Annotated in this window: 9 protein-coding genes and 1 pseudogene; 4 read left to right on the top strand and 6 right to left on the bottom strand. The window is 51.5% G+C overall.

Annotated elements, in window-relative coordinates:
• Window positions 1-12: 12 nt before the first annotated feature.
• Window positions 13-744, bottom strand: coding sequence for an RNA polymerase sigma factor (locus tag SH528x_RS10170; protein WP_442510414.1), 732 nt, complete (start codon window positions 742-744; stop codon window positions 13-15).
• A 274-nt stretch (window positions 745-1,018) separates the two neighbouring features.
• Here SH528x_RS10170 and SH528x_RS10165 point away from each other — a divergent pair, with 274 nt between their 5' ends.
• Both SH528x_RS10165 and SH528x_RS10160 read left to right on the top strand, forming a co-directional pair.
• On the top strand, window positions 1,019-1,771 hold the full coding sequence (locus SH528x_RS10165; protein ID WP_442510413.1) for a hypothetical protein: 753 nt from the start codon (window positions 1,019-1,021) through the stop codon (window positions 1,769-1,771).
• Window positions 1,772-2,230: 459 nt separating this feature from the next.
• Window positions 2,231-3,643, top strand: a complete 1,413-nt coding sequence (locus SH528x_RS10160) for a hypothetical protein (protein ID WP_442510412.1) — start codon at window positions 2,231-2,233, stop codon at window positions 3,641-3,643.
• A 140-nt stretch (window positions 3,644-3,783) separates the two neighbouring features.
• Here the strand turns inward: SH528x_RS10160 and SH528x_RS10155 are convergent, their stop codons facing one another.
• The 5 genes and pseudogenes from SH528x_RS10155 to SH528x_RS10135 form a co-directional block, all read right to left on the bottom strand.
• The gene (locus SH528x_RS10155) at window positions 3,784-5,091 is read right to left on the bottom strand and encodes a cytochrome P450 (RefSeq protein ID WP_442510411.1); all 1,308 of its coding nucleotides are present in this window, start codon (window positions 5,089-5,091) and stop codon (window positions 3,784-3,786) included.
• A gap of 118 nt (window positions 5,092-5,209) precedes the next feature.
• On the bottom strand, window positions 5,210-5,395 hold the full coding sequence (locus tag SH528x_RS10150) for a DNA alkylation repair protein (protein WP_442510410.1): 186 nt from the start codon (window positions 5,393-5,395) through the stop codon (window positions 5,210-5,212).
• 169 nt (window positions 5,396-5,564) lie between these two features.
• The gene (locus SH528x_RS10145; protein ID WP_442512252.1) at window positions 5,565-8,879 is read right to left on the bottom strand and encodes a hypothetical protein; all 3,315 of its coding nucleotides are present in this window, start codon (window positions 8,877-8,879) and stop codon (window positions 5,565-5,567) included.
• A 1,674-nt stretch (window positions 8,880-10,553) separates the two neighbouring features.
• Window positions 10,554-11,186 (bottom strand): annotated as a pseudogene (locus SH528x_RS10140) (RNA-directed DNA polymerase); the annotation flags it as partial.
• Between the two features lie 374 nt (window positions 11,187-11,560).
• Window positions 11,561-13,075 (bottom strand): CHC2 zinc finger domain-containing protein, encoded by a 1,515-nt coding sequence (locus SH528x_RS10135; RefSeq protein ID WP_442510409.1) that lies wholly within the window; start codon window positions 13,073-13,075, stop codon window positions 11,561-11,563.
• A 562-nt stretch (window positions 13,076-13,637) separates the two neighbouring features.
• Between SH528x_RS10135 and SH528x_RS10130 the strand changes: the two genes are divergently transcribed.
• Both SH528x_RS10130 and SH528x_RS10125 read left to right on the top strand, forming a co-directional pair.
• Window positions 13,638-14,270 carry a hypothetical protein gene (locus tag SH528x_RS10130; protein WP_442510408.1) on the top strand — a complete coding sequence of 211 codons (633 nt, stop codon included), beginning with the start codon at window positions 13,638-13,640 and terminating at the stop codon, window positions 14,268-14,270.
• A 488-nt stretch (window positions 14,271-14,758) separates the two neighbouring features.
• Entirely contained in the window at window positions 14,759-16,012 is a 1,254-nt protein-coding gene (locus tag SH528x_RS10125; protein ID WP_442510407.1) for a lipase family protein, read from the top strand.

Raw genomic sequence — 16,012 nt, 5'->3', positions numbered from 1 at the left:
GCGGCGTCCAACCTACTTACTGAGCGCTCGCAGCAGCGTTTCCAACTCATTGGCAACGTCGTTTTTATCCTGCACCGTTTCCGCAACCACTTGACGCAACTGATCTCGATACTCTCGTCTCAGACGGTGCACGGCAACTTTAACAGCCCCTGGCGTCATGCCCAATTGCGAAGCGGTGTCCTGATACTTGGTTTCAGCCCCTTCCAAGCTCAGATAACTCGCCAGCGTGTCAAAGATCTCGGATTTGCCTCGCGACGAGTACTTGATTGCAAGCGAATTCAAGGCCTCGTCCAGTACGGTCAATGCCCACCGCCGTTCAAACTCATCTTCGGGAGTTGCTGCGGTGGCTGGCTCTGATACAAGAGTGCCTTCCGCATCGCGGACATCCAAACTCAATAGACGCTGCCCGCCACCACGCCGAATTGTATTGGAACGGGCATGTTCGTTTCGCATGAAATTTTGCAACGAAGAAAGCAAGAACGTGCGAAAGCGGCCGCGATCTCGGTCGGCCATAGCCAACGCATCTCCCGAAAGCAGATGCACAAAAAACGCTTGAACCGAATCTTCAGCAGCTTGCACGGATCGACCGCTACGTCGAGCAAATCCATACAGCGGACGCCAATAGCGTTGGCACAGCTCACTTAGCAATTCACTTTGTGACAACCCGACTTGTTCACCCGCAGCGAGCACTAAGCTCCATTGCGTCGTCTCAAATCCAAATTGCTTTGCGTCGGAATTGCTCATGGGATCGATCGCGTAAATCAAACGTTTTATTCAGGTATTATGTACGATTGTACTCCGGCATACAAAGAACCTCTACAGTAAACGAAACCGAAGCATTTCTCGCCACAAAAATCGGACCATGTTTTGCCAGTTCGCGAAACGGACCCTAACCAGCTCGCCGTTTGATCGCACACGAGACTGCGTGTGGCAGTAACAGCCACCAAGGAATGACACTGTGCTGATCACTTTACGATAGAATAAATTACTCGCTGAATCTTCATGAAAGGAAAATCAAATGTGCTGCTTTTCTCGCCCGGTGGAATCTGTTGCCGATACCCGCATTTTTGCACGTGCTGCAGGCAAAGGCTGGCAATTCATTGTCTACAGCATGAGTTTTGAAGCGACGGAGGACTTGGCAATGATCTTGCCGCTACCGTCGAGAGAAAATTTAGGTGAAGACGCGGTGGAGTTCATCAATCTGGAACAGTATCCAAAATTCTTCGATGACATGCACGCGGGGTTTCCAAAGCCAGCACCGAGTGGCAAGGCGGGCGGGTTCGGGGCGTTAGCAATTGACTCCGAATTACCTCTTAAAGTTGTTGACGTTGGCTCGTTCGAGGCGTCGTTCGTACCCACCATTGGTGACTTTGACCGACTCGACGCACGGTTCAAGTTGGACGCCGAGACTTGGGATGCGATACCCAAATACAAGTCTTACGGATTCGCCGTATTTAAACTGAAGAAGGGAGATCACAAAGTCCATCCAATGGCGTTCAAGTTTGCATCGGCCATCGGTTGGCGACTCTTCTTTCCGACGGTTCATATTCACGACGGAAAGGTTCATCGTGAAGCCGATTTCGATCACGAACTGTATTGCCAGCTGAGTGACGTTGATGCACGTCATGCACGCAATTGGACAGAGTCGACCCAACCTGCTGGCATGTTTCTGGATAAAGAAAAGCTCGGCGAGTTGATTGACCCTGACGAACACTGTTACCAACGGGTGATGAAGGGAAGTCTAAGAAATATCGACGTTCTGGTCGGATGACCCTGTGTGGTCAAAAAGCTTTGTTGATCGGTTCAGGTCGACTCATTCGAATCTTCAATTGCAAAACCTTCACCACTGCCCCGTGAGTCGCCATATGCCCCGCGAGTTGTCTGCTTCGTCGGGATTAAGCGGCTGTCAAAATCGCTTTGGATCCGTTCATTTCGTGAGAAAGTGACTGGCACCCCGCCAACACCCACCCCGCCAACACCCTGTAGAGACGGGGAATGGATTCTTCACTTAACGGGTGAAACTAAAAACGCTAGAAACACTGTGTTTTTGCATCCATCGAGAGTTCTTGGCCGACCACGGAGTTAACGGCAAGTACGGGGCGGTCAGTCGATTTGCTAAGTTGCTGCATGCCATGCCAGAGTGCTCTCGCGAGACTGGAATCGTTGACATAGAATGTACGCGATTGCGATCGCAAAGGAACAAATCCGAGGCCAACCAATGGAGTTTGACATGACATCCGCCCAATTACCGAATCTTGGACCTGCTCGACGTGCAGTGAAGCTTGTTGAACGTGGTCAGAGTGTCCTCTCGACCGACGAGCTGGCTGATTTGACGGAGTTGTTACACGTGCTTGCCTTGGTGTTCAATAATCCGAGCCTGCTCGATGACGACAAGTACGAAGAAACATTTGGCGAAAATGACAGTTTGGAATTAGGAGTCGGTGCGATCGAACTGCTCGCCAAAAACGACTCGCTCAATGCGATCCCCGCGATCGTTCGTTTTGTCCAGTCGTATATCGGCGATGACTCGATGAATGAGTTTTGGATGGATGATATTCCGGATGCCTTGGCTTATTATTCGTCGTCAGCGGCATGCTTACTTCTCGACTCGGTAATTGATGTTTCGGCTGAGGAATGTGGGAAGTCGACGCTGATCGATTCCGTCGAGCGTCTTGGTGAACGCCACAGTGATGTCGCCGATCTGGCTCAGCCGCATGTGTTGCGTGGCCTGGCTAGCGCAAACGAACTTCCCATTAAAGTAAACACCTTGCTGATGCGATTGGCGGTTCAGTGGCATTTGGAAAGTGCTGCTGAGGCAATCGAGCGGGCTTTCGCCGCCAACCGTATCGACGTGGGATACATGGGAGATTGGGAAGTCGTTCGACGTGAACTGCAAGTCGAAGGGCTGGGATTGCCGATGCCTGAAGAACCACATCATTCCATGGGCGACCTTGGGACTGCCGTTGGCATTGGATGCTTTTCCAAGAAACCACTGTTCTTCAGCGGCGAGTTACATGAGAAGAACGCCGAGACTTATCTGCAAAATGCAACCCGTGCGTTTGCAAGTTCCGTTGAGGGGAAATCGGTTCTGGAGAATGACGAGGAACCGTGGACGGTTTATCAGTTTCTCGAAATGGCACTTAACTATCTGGAAGTGACCGTAGAGTCGATGAGCCTAGCTGATGTAGAAGAGTTGATGCTGGAGGTGTTTCCTCGAAAAGTCAGCTTGGAAGCGAAACAGTGCAACGGTATGATCGTCCAGTTAGCTGCGTTCTGGCGGTTTGTCGATCGTGTTTACGATGTTAAACTCGCAGGCAAGATTGCCGCGCGGCTAGAAAAGTTGAAGGGTCAATTCCGCGATGCCATGACAGACTCGTCCAACTTTGGACTTGCCAAGTCAATGGTCATGGCAGGTAATGCGGCAGGGTTTGACATGACGACGCAAGAGGGACTGAACGATTTCATGGTGGCGTACAACTCGGGCATCACCAAACAAAATCAACAGCGGACGGACAGTCCGCAAACGCTGCAACCTCCCACGCGTGCACCAATGCAAACACCACTTCCCTCGGTGAGCTCGGTAACTGGAATGAGTCGCAAGCAACGCAAGAAGTTGCTGGGTAAGAAAAAGAAGAAACGGTAAGCGTTTTTCAGAAATCGGAGGCCTATTGGATACGCAACGCGTCAACGAGTTCGGGCTCCGAAGTTGTCGTCGGATGGCAATTGTGAAGGTGACACGAATAACTTACTGACTTACTGCAGCCCATTTCGCTCTCTGCGGTGCTACCTTCGTGATCGAACCCGAAGTCGGACGCCCGTTGAGGGCCCCATTGTGATGTTCCGTCGGACTGGCACGACTTCTTTTTGATCCAATAAATCCAATTCGTGCGATTGCAAAATGGTTCCCAGCACAATCGCCAATTCGTAGCTTGCGAATGCGGCTCCGACGCAGCGACGAGTACCACCGCCGAACGGATAGTACTGCGATGGCGTATAGGTTTGATCCAGAAAACGCTCGGGATTAAAGTCGTTGGGGGCTTCGTAGATGTCGGGGTCGTAGTGAGTCAGGCAACTCGCTGCTGCGACAGCGTGTCCGATCGGAATGTCATACGCACCCAACTGAAAAGGCGATTGAACGACCCGCAGCACCTCGGTCACAATTGGATTCAGGCGTAGCGTTTCCTGCACGACGGCTTTTAAAAGCGGCATCGTTGCATAGGTGTCCGGTTGCTGATCACTGGCATCGAGTTCGTCTCGCAAGCGATGCAGCCAGACGGGATGGCGATGCAGATGATAAAGTGCCCAAGCAATGGAAACGGACGTTGTTTCGTGGCCAGCGAACATCAGCGTTCCAACCGAATCGGCCAGATCTTCAAAGTCGGGGGCTGGCGATTCCTCGGTGGGTCTGGCAAGGATCGACAGAATGTCGTCGCGTTCGTTGATCTGATCACCCCGGCGGTCGAGCTCGATCCGCAGTTGGTCTCGGAGCTTCTGTTGAGCATGCTTCAAGCGATCGATCGGGCTGAACCCAAAGAATCGAAATTGTGTCTTGGGGGAAAAGAACAGAATGGGCCACGATCGCGACAGCACTTCTCGCGTCAACTTGCGAAACTCCGCCAGCAATGGCCCCGTGTCGGCACCAAGAATGGTTTGCAAAATCACATCGAGCGAAATCTCGGTTCCGATTTGCACCCCCGTGAACGTCTCCCCCTCTTCCCTCCGATTGATTGCCGTTTGAGCCGTGGACTGCATCGCCCTTCCATACGCTTTCATGCAACTACCGTGAAATGGCGGCGCGACGCGTTTCCGTTCGGCTCGATGTTGCGATCCTTCCATCATCAGCAACGAACCCGCACCGAGCAAGGGAAGCATCGCTTCACGCGCAAAAACACGAAATGTGTCCGGGGGCGCTCGGAACACTTGTTCGACGTACTCCGGTTTGCCAGTCACAACGACCGGGCCATTCATCGCGGAAAGCAGAAAGGGATCGCCGTATGAAGATACCGACCTCACAAAGAATTCCCGCGGATTGCGTACGACAGCGAGGGTCGATCGAAATTTTCCTTTGGGACCATTCGGCAGATCTGGCATAAGACGCTCTTGCACATGAGGAAATTGAAGCTTCAAAAACTTCGTGCCTTCAGCCTATCCTACACGTTCTCGCGTCTGAACGGATCCAGAGATGTTCGGGTGACCAACAGCGTCCTCACTAATAGTTAAAGCGATCAACCTGGTTGATGATTTCACTGAACTCCTCGTTTTGAATTAACGCAAACGTCGCAAGCACTGCCACTCGTCGCTCCCACAGCACATCGCTGGCGGCAAGTCTGTCGAGAACATCACGCTGACACGGATTTTCTGCCAACCAAGTCCCAAGAATCTTCGGAGCCGTCATCCTAGCGACTCCTGCGTGGAAGAACGCTTCATTTCCTCGATAACCGCGTTGCACAGCCAGTTCAACTCATAGAGTTCCAACACATCACCAACGCAATTGAACGCTAGCTGTTCAAACGATAGCAAAGTCATGCCAGGTCTCTGGGGAAGAAGCTCGTCGTCTTAGCCTTTCAGTCGCTTAGTTTTTGACCTGGTTCAATTTCGACGCGTGGGACTTGCAGTTCGCATTCGTCATCATCTGCACGCTCTTCGTCTAGGTCAACATATAGCCAATCCGTCGCGACAGGCGGCGGATACGGCACAGGATTTGATGCGTGCTGCGTCTTGTAAGCCTCCGCCCTACGTTTAAGCCAACTTGAGTTCTCTGGAACGCTATAAGCCAACGACAATAATGCACGTGCGAGAATGAAATTCTGGTCATCGCCAATCGTGTTCACCGGATTGGGAGGCCTGGAAATAATTCTAGAAATTCCTTGAAGCACTCGATCGACCACAAACTTTCGTGAAGCCATATCCGACGCTTTTTGATTCCCCCAATTGAGTCCGTCCAACCAAGGGAGTATCCGAACGAGTTGAGCTAAATCCGGAGCTGGAAGGTCGGACAGACGCCCGTAAACTACATTTTTGTCAGCCTGAGCTTTCCGACCGCCGACTTCGAGAATTGGCAAGTGAGCGACCATCTCGAGAGGAGGAAGCAAATTTTGTGGACGTGGCTTTCCGCCGAACTGATGAGTCGGGTCAACGTCCGCGATTACCATCGCTTGTTCATTCGTGCCCAACCACCCACGGTCGGCCTGAAACTGATGGAAAAACCCGGGCGTCAAGCCATGGTACGGTCCGGCACCAGGAATGCCGCGAACTTCCTTTATCTTTTCATTGTCCCAGCCATCTTCTCCGATAAAGCAGCTTTGCCCGTGTGAATGGCAACCCGAGTCGTTGCAAAAGACGGTCATCATTCCGGAGGCGAGATGGTTCGCTTGCCCAAGAATCGCGTAGTCAACCGTGCGAGGTGTCATAGATGGCACAAAAAGAATACTTCTACGGCGCTTCGCAGCCTCGCCTATGCGACCCTCGTCAAAACATAATGACGTCTCACGGGAGAAAGAAACGACATCCTTCATGACGTAAAGTTCCTCACTATCTTCCAGCACCTCGTTTCGACCGAATCTTTGAAAAAGAGCATCAAACGATTTCCAAAGTGCAAGAAGATTCGTAGGGGACATGGCGAGAAATATCTCGGAGCAAATCAATTCTGTAATGCGAGTGCTCTCATGAGAAATCGCACTCAGGATGCTGCTTGACGGATCGAAGATTTCGTTGTACGCAACAGATGGGTACTTCTTGTGCCGCGTTACTATCCCAGAAGTTCCGTCGATACCCGGATGACTTGACCCTCCGACGATTGGAAGTATCGATGCCCAGTCTCTGCCACCCTGCAACCAAGGAAAATTTTCGACATCATAGTAGGGCGGAAGCCGAAAAGTTCCCGCCCAAACCAGTGTTTCCATATTACGGTAATTGAGCTGTCGCTGAATCCAGTTTACAGTTTCTGGGCGCGTTGAGTATTCCGGCAAAACTAGAAAGTCAACTTTGAACAATTCGCATGCCCGAAGCACCTCTGTCAGCAGTCGTCGCCTTCTTCGCTCAACCGGGCTGATCACGTCAATGCGATCCGGATGCTTTCCAATACTCCAACGACCCCCTGAAAACTCATTGAGTTTTTCCTGAGAGCATTCATAGACAGGGTGTTGATAAGAACCATATGGCTCCACCTGCAATTGAACAAAGGCGATCCGCTTGTAGTGAGTACGCTCGACCTTAGCACGATTTTCCCAAGAGCTTTCTTTCGCTCTGGTCAACGCATCCCAACCGACGGGCACGTCAGAATGAACAATATCAATTGAAACCCTTGTTGTTTCTGAAGCATCCGAGGCAGTTGATTCAGTAGACGGTTCTGACTGAGAATTGACTACAGGTCGAGAAGCCTGATTTTCGCCAATCTCATCGCTTGCGGAATCAATTCCGCTCCTATGTTTCTTGTCCCCATTCTCGGCGGGCAGCACCGCAAAACCAGCGAGCGAAGCAATACCTGGTTGTGCGATGTGAACGGAAATGAGCTTGCCCTTCAAACGTGTCTCCGTCCAACACGATTCAGATTGATCCTTATCGAAACTGCGGTATTCCGCCTTGTATCCTTGGTGATCACTTGCTGTAGACGCCGTCGCAATGCGCCAAGGCTCAATTTGAAACGATTCGACATCGAGATTGACTTCCCAAGTTCTCCGCCTTCCTTCAGCCGAGGCATCGCCGTATTCGGAAGGAACGAGCGAAAAACGCCTTGACCAGCGTGGCTCGCTGACGACTAGACCAACCTGACGTCCATATGCTTCCAGCTGCTTTGCAAAATCCAGTGACTGTTTGTGGCAGTTATCGTTAAGTAGCGAATCGAGACCTTTCCACGGATCTGACTCGTCCGGAAGATCTTTGTTTTCCATTCGGCTCATAGGTTCCGCCAAGAACTTTGCAAGCGAACGGAACAGTGAGACCGCCTCCTCGTCGAGAGGTGTCGCCGACAACAAACTTAGCCTCAGATTTGACCGAAGAGTCCCTGAGACGACGCCTGCTGCGACGCACCAGCCGAGCGGAGTAATCCGATCGAGGTTCTCTCTATAGTTGCGATTCTCGTTTTGCAATCCTCCGTTTAGGCTCATTAGCAACGAGGCAACACCGGATTTCAATTCGTCATCTTCTCTGTCTTTTTGACGCTTGCGAACGAAACACGCGGTGTCATCGAGTTCCCACTGAGCGAGCAGGATTTTGTTCGGATCGAGGCCGACAAGCTCTTCTCGAAGACCCGACTCTGCGGTAACCAATTCGAGCGTGAGGCAGCGAAGCAGATCGGCGAGGCCAGTTAGGGCCAAACCATTTGCAAGTGCCTGAAGAGGAATCTCAACAGCATCATCGGGTTCGCCTAACCGCTTCTTCAATTCAGCAACACGATCCGAAAAACATATCCAAGCTGCAACGTTGCGACGTCCTCGAAAATGCGGCTTGTGACCGACAGGCAGTCGCTGCGAGAGCCTTCTATCGGTATAGATGACCCCTCTTGCTATGCTAGATAGTAGATCGGTTGGTACTCCAGGCACACTCGGATCGTCGTCAACGTGCATACTGTCGAAACGCTTAGCAGCGAACCGTGTTTCGAAAACCGTCGTGAGAACTGCCGCAATTTCCTCGAACTGTTCGTCGTCCTCGCGAAAGGCTGGAAATGAACGGAGGCGACTGAGGACACGTTGAAGACTAGGCGGTATCGTCTCTGTCTCTTGAACCAGTGAAGCGTATGCGGTTTTTCCGCAAAGGCGTTGCAGACTAAACCGAATTAGTTTTTCAAACGCCCATCGGTGCTCCCAGTGCTCCTCTAATGAATCAGATGGGGGCGAAACGCGAACAATGCTTACGAGCGGGTTGCAAGCCACCTCATCCATCAATCCGAGAAAGTCGGTAATCGCGATTCCTGCCCGCCAGTATCGTGAGCCATTCAGAGGAACCGGCTTCGCGAGCAATCCGTTGATTGCAGAACGGGCAAAACTCTGTCCTGACAATTGTTCCGCCTCGACAGCGTGCCCGAGTACACCCTGAATCGGCGGGTCTTCTGATTCGCCGTTAGCAATCAAGTTGTATAAATGCGGGGGACACTCGAAGCTGTCGGAAGCGACTGCCACCAGGTTCTCGAATGAGTCTGCAATCCAACGCCCCAAGGTTGCATTCTCCCACAAATCTTCTTTTCGGTCCGGTTCGAGTAGACGCCAAGATTTGGTGGTCGCTTCAAAGTATTGGTTCGTTTTTCCATTCGTCTTCCATTTTAAGTTGCGAGGTGCGAGATCCGCTGAATCGAAATTTGATTCATCCGTAAATTCCGCTTCGCTTGCAACCGTCGTAATTGGGACAGCAAGAAACTTGCTGCTTGCCGAACCGACAAAGTATCGAAGGCCACCGATCGGAAGACACGGCAACCATGTTGCACTCTCATTTGTCTTCGATTTCAGCGCTTCATTGACCAACGGACGTCGCCGATTTAGCAGATTTGCGGAGTCAGCCGCTGTAACGTTAAGCAGCACGCTGAGGGAAACGACTGCAAGTTCACCAGTAACCCTTGGATCAGCATCATCGTCAGTCGAAAGCCAACTTCCCAACACGCTGGCAAGGCAATCCTTTGGTGAGGCATCAATCCAATCCTTAATCGCCAACTCCATCGAGCCGAGAACATCACCGCCATCGGCATGCTTCGTGTTCGATAGTCGTCCTATTGCTTCGTGATACAAAATATGAAGTGTCGCATCACCTCTTACCATGTGTGTCAGTTTGGCAATCAATTCCTCGAACGGATCGACCGCCGAAATCGAAATGAGATAGCGAGTAAGCGTTGGCGAATTTGGGAATCGAGAACGCAATTTGTGTATTCGTTCGATCAAATACTTCGGATCTTTTACAGGCGATATCGTGACCGATTGCGAGATTAAGTTCAGTTCGTGGACGGTGAAAATGAAATCGTTTGCGTTTGAGTCCTGATCCAATTCGGTCCTGAGTTGCTCAACCAATCCACCGTTGACGGAGCGGGCAATGACTTCTCGAAATGCATACGCTATCTGCTGTTCGTCATCATCGAGCGTCTCTGAATTGAAACTACGGCTCCCCAGAAACTTATCGAGACCGTGAATCGCTGCGTTGAGCATGCCTTGAGAAGACGCGTTATTATCGTCGCTAGACTCAACCGAAACACTCCACAGCTCTTTGAACTTGTCAACAATGTCGAATTGGCTCCGAACATCTCTAGGCTTATTTAGCTCACTGGCACAAATCCTCCAAACGATCGCAGCGACGTGACAATGATCACCGAATCGAACTTCAGCACATTTTAGAACCTTCTCGACGACACCTGATAGCATCCGAACGCTTGTACCAGGTTTCCTAAGCTCTGGATCGTGTAATTGCACCAGTGCGGTGCGGCGATCGACGCATCCATCGTCCGAGAGTATGGGCGCGATCACCGGGGGAGCTTGCGAGAAGCCGGAGACTTCAACGAGTCCGCGATCCGCGGTCAGCCAGTTTTGCACTTCGATTGCATTCATCGCAGGCAAAGGATCTATCTTCGGACTTAAATCGAGACCAATTTTCCCAAGCTCTTTCTCGATGAGCATGCGAATACGATTGAGATCATTCTTTGAGCGTGCGATCACGACCATGTCGTCAACGTACCGAGCGTACGTTACCGAAGGTGCAGAAGCACCATGGTTCAAAGACTCAATTGATGCTGAAACCGCTTCGTCCAGAGGGAACAATGCGATCGTCCCGAGATAGGCGGAAAGGCTTGGGCCTTGCGGCATGCCGCGAGGCGCTCCGCTATTGCGGGACTTGCTTCTGCCAGTGCTCGGATCGAAATATTCGTAGCCGAAACTCTGGTCACAAATCTCGTCAATGAACTGCCGTGCTCGTGTCGCTGTCTCTTCTATATCTGGTCGAAACGATGGCGCAAAATCGGTTGGACTTGTGAGCGTCCCAAGAGCATTTTGCAATGGCTCCAAAAGTACGCGGTCAATTGCAACCCGAGAAAGCGAGTCGTAGTATCCACGAACATCGAGGCGAGCGACGAAGTACTGGCGATCATCTGTCCAGTCTTGTTCGCTTTCGCGTACCGAACTGGCTAGGTAGTCGACAAACGCCGACCAACATTCAGGGAAAGGGCGAAAAAAACCTTCGTTTCCAGGCGTCTTTTCGCCGTGAACAATTGACATATCCACTTGGTAGGAAAAACAACTCGCCGTAGATGATACCCCAGAGGTAAGGCCCGTCGTGTGAATACCACTGCCGGAGTAACGAACAGCAGGAATACAGTCTCGGAAACGGGGCGGCAAGCGATTCTCATCGCCGCCCATTAGTTCATTGAGAAGGTACTGTTGAATTGAAAGTTGTTCCGGGCAAGGTATAGCTTTCAGGCGGTTTCCGCCTGACGCTTTGGGCACATTCATGCCGAGTAAGGGTTCGATTTTGCAATTGGATTCTCCAAGCAACTCAATGAAATAGGGAACGATGACATTACCGCCCACCAGCAACCGATCCCAACTTTTCGCATCGACCGGAAATTCTCGACGCTGAGAAAAGCAATGCGCTATTTGAATTGCATGAAGCAGGTTGCGTTGCTCGCTTTTTCCACCAATGTTGCCGTCTTGCGTAGCCGCACCAGATCTATGTCCCCGGCGTGATAGAAACCGATCGAGGTAAGATTCCCAGTTGCTTCGCGCGGGGGAGCTGCCTTCGACTGAATCAGACGTACGGAAAAATTCTCGCCAAGAGTATCAAGAACATTTTCCCATTCGTTGCGTTTAAGCAACAACTCAACTCGCCTTCTTGCTGAGAATCTCTGGGAAGCTGAGAGGCGTTGCCAATAGGAGTCCAGATCACTCGGGTCGCAGCCAATGCTTCGCGACAAAAGAAATTGACCAACCGAAAAAACATGTTCTCCGATTTGTTTGTAAGCGTTCCGTTTGGCAACATCTTTTAGCCAACTGTCTGGATCTGTTCCGGTGTAGCCATGATCGCTACCTTTGGAAGTGACGACTTCGAGCGTGAAGCTGGCGGACTTTATGAGTTGCCGAAGCAATTGTGCAAGGGCTCGCCGAGTTCCCTCGATGCCTGCATCGTCACTATCGAAAAAGATTCGTATGACAAGCGAGCGATTTTGGAGCGATGCATCGCGAGCAAGTTCGCAAAGGAGCTCAGCTTGTGTCTCAGAAAGATCACTTCCCATCGCGGCGACCGAGTGGAGGCCGAGTCCTGCAAGTCTGAGCACATCAGTTGGCCCTTCAACAACATAGACGTATTCAAGCGGTTCGTTTTTGGCTTCCTCGCCATCGTCCGAATTACTCGCAATCGCCTTTCGCAGGACATCTGCACCGAACAAATGCTTGCTCTTTTGGAACGACCGCGTAAAAAGATATCGCTGCCGTGTATCCTGGCCGACTGCTCGACCGATAAAGCCTCTTGGCTGCCCCCGAATGTCCTTCACCGGGAAAATAATACGATCTCCGAACATCGCGTCTCGATATGGAATGTTCAGGTCCAATTCCGGTTGTCGCGTTTTGGGTTCTCCGCCGCGAACGACAAACCCCGCTTTATCAAAAGCAGCGAGCGTTTCTCGATCATTCGCAAATTGAAAGGATAACTTTTGATTTCGCGCGTAGCTCACGTCGAATCGTTTTAGTGTCGCAATTTTGTAGCCGCGTTGTTTCGCCCACGTTCGCAATCCTGTTTTTTCATACGTTGTACAGGCACTAAAGGTTGCCAATGCCAGTGATTCTGCAGTACGGGATTGAACTGCCTTGGCGGTGCGTGGGAGTGAAACGCCAGCGAACTGAGCGACCAGTTCCAGAGCCTCGCGGAAATCGACCTGATTGTGCCTCTGAACCAGATCGAAGATATCTCCCTTTGCCGCGCACGAGAAACACTTGTACCGCCATTCGCCGGACGCAAGCGCGTACAAGGACATCGAAGGCTTCTGGTCTTTGTGAAAAAGACAGCTTGTAAAGCTGCTCTTCCCTCGTTTGATCACAGTCAGCCCGAGGTGCCTCGCAAAGTCAGCGAGGTTTACTTTATGCAGTTCTTCTATGGTGTTTTGATTACTCACGCCCGTTGCCTATGCTTCGATGATGCCTTCATTTGTTGCGCATTCCTGGAACAGATAAAATTCTAGCTCACGAAGTAACACTGGGAGGCTGTGGCAACGCGAAGAATCTGGGTAAATGGCAAGTTGGTGTGAGGAGGTCAAGAATTTCAGGGTTCGATCCCCAATTTTATTTACAAAACCCCCTTTTTATTGGGGGATGAAGTTCTGCATGGAGCAGTTTTAAACAACTTTTTTGATCACGATTGATCTCCGCGGTAAGTGCTGTCACGCTGCTGGCGATGTGCCAGTCGTGTCGACGTTTGGCTTCGGACTTTTGTACAAGTTGGCGAAATGTCCGTAAGTGCCCAGTGCATCGGCCAGTTCTTTGCATGCACCGTTGATCATCGCTCGCGGCATTGAAGCGGCGCAAGCACGTCAGGGCACATATATCTTCCTTGATTTGAGCTGTACTAAATACTAATTGTTATCGGTCAGAATCCCGACTAACAATCATTGGGACGGTAGTGTGGTGGGTGACCCGGCGGAAATGATCGAGCCTGCTGTTCCTCATGGTCTCGACAAGATGCCCACTCTCAGCGTGGACTTGATGCCGTTTTTTGGACTCGATCCATTGATGTTGAAAGCCGCCGCCGATGGTGTGCCTGCATTCAAGCGTGATAAAGACGAAGAAGATCCCATCCAAGTCTGGACGCAATCGATCAGCGAGGCACGATTGCGAGCACTGCTGCGACGGTTCCTGAAGGACGACGCAGCATCAGTCAAAGCGGAATTGCTGGCTGAGATCCGGGATGCGGGATCGCCAGCGGATTGGCCCATAACAAACCGAGGTCGCTCATTGGATGACTTGCTTGCAGCAACCGAAGTCCTCCGAGAAAAGGCGAACGAACAACAGGAGAAGAAAGCTCGTGCAAAAGCGGTGCGTGATGCGGCCAAGGCAGAGAAAGAACGGCAAGCCCGAATGACAAAAATCAAGGAGTCCCCCAAGGCTTGGCTCGCCCAAGCGGAAAAGCTCGCTGCCGCACGCGGTACCCAAAACTACAAAGCTGCCGCCGAGATCCTGGCCGATTTGCGTGAAGCCATCGGAGGCGAGACAGGTGACAAGCTCGCCCGCAACTGCGCAATCAAGCTTGTAAAGGCTTATCCGACGCTCACGATGCTAAAATCATCACTGCGAAAAAGCGGAGTCCTCGATTGAGTGAGGCGAAGGTTCTGATCGAAAAAACGTGGTGGGTGAGCCGCACCAGCTCGCGAAAGCTGGCGTCTATTGGGATTCCAGACGCCAGCTTTCAAGTTTGGTTGTCGATGACAGGCAAGATAACTGTCCCACGCAGGTTGCGTGAACGGAACTGCTTCTAATCGGTCTCTTCCGCACTGTTTATTCCCGGCGAAATGCTGCCCGCTGCGGAGTGCCCGCTGTTTATTTGCCTCAATGCATCCAGTGTTTGGCTCTTTAGGCCAGGGTTTCGTGACTTCTGGCGTGTCGAACTTGCCGTCTTCACCGCACAACGAATGACAGAGTCACGACCGCTGGTTCGACTTGGCGCCGATTCGCAGCTTTTTTTCCCAGATGGACGTCGGGAAAGATTCCGCTCGCGAAGAGTGTCACATTTCTTCGGTAATTTCGCTTATGCCAACAGCCACTTGGAGCCTGTTGCCAATTACCTAAGAAAGTGAGATTGACCAATGACACGAGCCATTTTTCCTATTGTTTTCACGATTTGCCTGGCGAGCCTGTCGCCGACGGCGCCTGCTGAAGAACGGCGTGACCTCGAAAGTTCAAAAGAAAGCACGCAAAAGATCGATTCCACTGCGACCGTAAACGATCTTATTCGGGTTACCGGGAGAGTCATTTTCGACCCTCGCACCGGAGAAACCAGATATGTAGAAGACACCTCCAAACCATCCGCAGGTTTACATACTGGCAATACCGACAGCGAAGAATCGCCTGAGGAGACAGTCGAGATCTTACCCTTCGATTTGTTCTACGCCGATGATGACGGTACATCTACGTTGAACTCCTACTTGCTGTCGCAGTTGAGTATGGGGGTCTATGGTAAGGCTGATACCGAAGAAGGATTTCGCGATGAAATGATTGCGTTATTTGAGCCACAAGGGATCAAGTCGTGGAACATCCACGTCAAAATGGATCATGACTCGGGTAGTGAGGTTGCGGTATTTGACATCGGTGATGCTACTGTGATCGCTTTCCGAGGTACCAGCGGCGAAGGCACCACCAACCCCGGCGTCGATCAAGAGGTCGATTTGCTGGACGTCCCGTTGAAATTGAAATTGAACGAGAAGGAATGTCGTATCCACCAAGGGTTCTGGGACAGTACCGATGCCGTTTACGACTGGGTATTCGACCACGCACTGAGCGCGCACATCTCGGGGCAAAAGATTTTCTTGACAGGTCATAGCCTGGGTGCTGCCAAAGCAACGGTCGCTGCCGTGCGATTGCACTACGAAGACGGAATCCCCGTTCAGTCACTGCAGACCTTTGGCTCTCCGAAGGTAGGCGACCAGGACTTCAGATCGTTATGTGCTGATATCGGTACGGACGGAGTGAAGTTGGCCGAAGTGACACAGCGGTTTGTTGTGCTGGGAGATCCTGCCACCACGTTTCCGGAAAAAGAGGCAATTGGGGTCAACTGGCTGGGCCCCATTTGGGTCTTCTATTATCACGTGGGAATCACGCACACCATCCATCCGTTAAATGCCGATAGCAGCACGTTCGAGATTTGGTTCGACAGCGGTGAAATTGGTTTCACTCCCTATCCTTGGCAGTGGGCTGCGTTTCTAACGGGCAAGGGTGACAGCGAACATATGTGGTACGACGACGCGCTGTTGGAAGAAGTTGTCGACGATCCGACATTGATTGAATTCAAGGACTTGCTAGTAGAGCATGCGTCGGTGGTCCAAATGGATCCGGAACCGTAA

Source organism: Novipirellula methanifontis, from assembly GCF_052161655.1.
Lineage (GTDB): Bacteria > Planctomycetota > Planctomycetia > Pirellulales > Pirellulaceae > Novipirellula.
Note: the sequence above shows the minus strand (reverse complement) of the source record. Positions and strands in the feature narration are given on the sequence as shown.

Excerpts from the sequence above, each read along its gene's own strand:
- SH528x_RS10165 (WP_442510413.1), top strand. The coding sequence starts at position 1,019 with ATGTGCTGCTTTTCTCGCCCGGTGGAATCTGTTGCCGATACCCGCATT.
- SH528x_RS10170 (WP_442510414.1), bottom strand. The coding sequence starts at position 744 with ATGAGCAATTCCGACGCAAAGCAATTTGGATTTGAGACGACGCAATGG.
- SH528x_RS10150 (WP_442510410.1), bottom strand. The coding sequence starts at position 5,395 with ATGACGGCTCCGAAGATTCTTGGGACTTGGTTGGCAGAAAATCCGTGT.
- SH528x_RS10125 (WP_442510407.1), top strand. The coding sequence starts at position 14,759 with ATGACACGAGCCATTTTTCCTATTGTTTTCACGATTTGCCTGGCGAGC.
- SH528x_RS10130 (WP_442510408.1), top strand. The coding sequence starts at position 13,638 with ATGCCCACTCTCAGCGTGGACTTGATGCCGTTTTTTGGACTCGATCCA.
- SH528x_RS10160 (WP_442510412.1), top strand. The coding sequence starts at position 2,231 with ATGACATCCGCCCAATTACCGAATCTTGGACCTGCTCGACGTGCAGTG.
- SH528x_RS10155 (WP_442510411.1), bottom strand. The coding sequence starts at position 5,091 with ATGCCAGATCTGCCGAATGGTCCCAAAGGAAAATTTCGATCGACCCTC.
- SH528x_RS10145 (WP_442512252.1), bottom strand. The coding sequence starts at position 8,879 with ATGGATGAGGTGGCTTGCAACCCGCTCGTAAGCATTGTTCGCGTTTCG.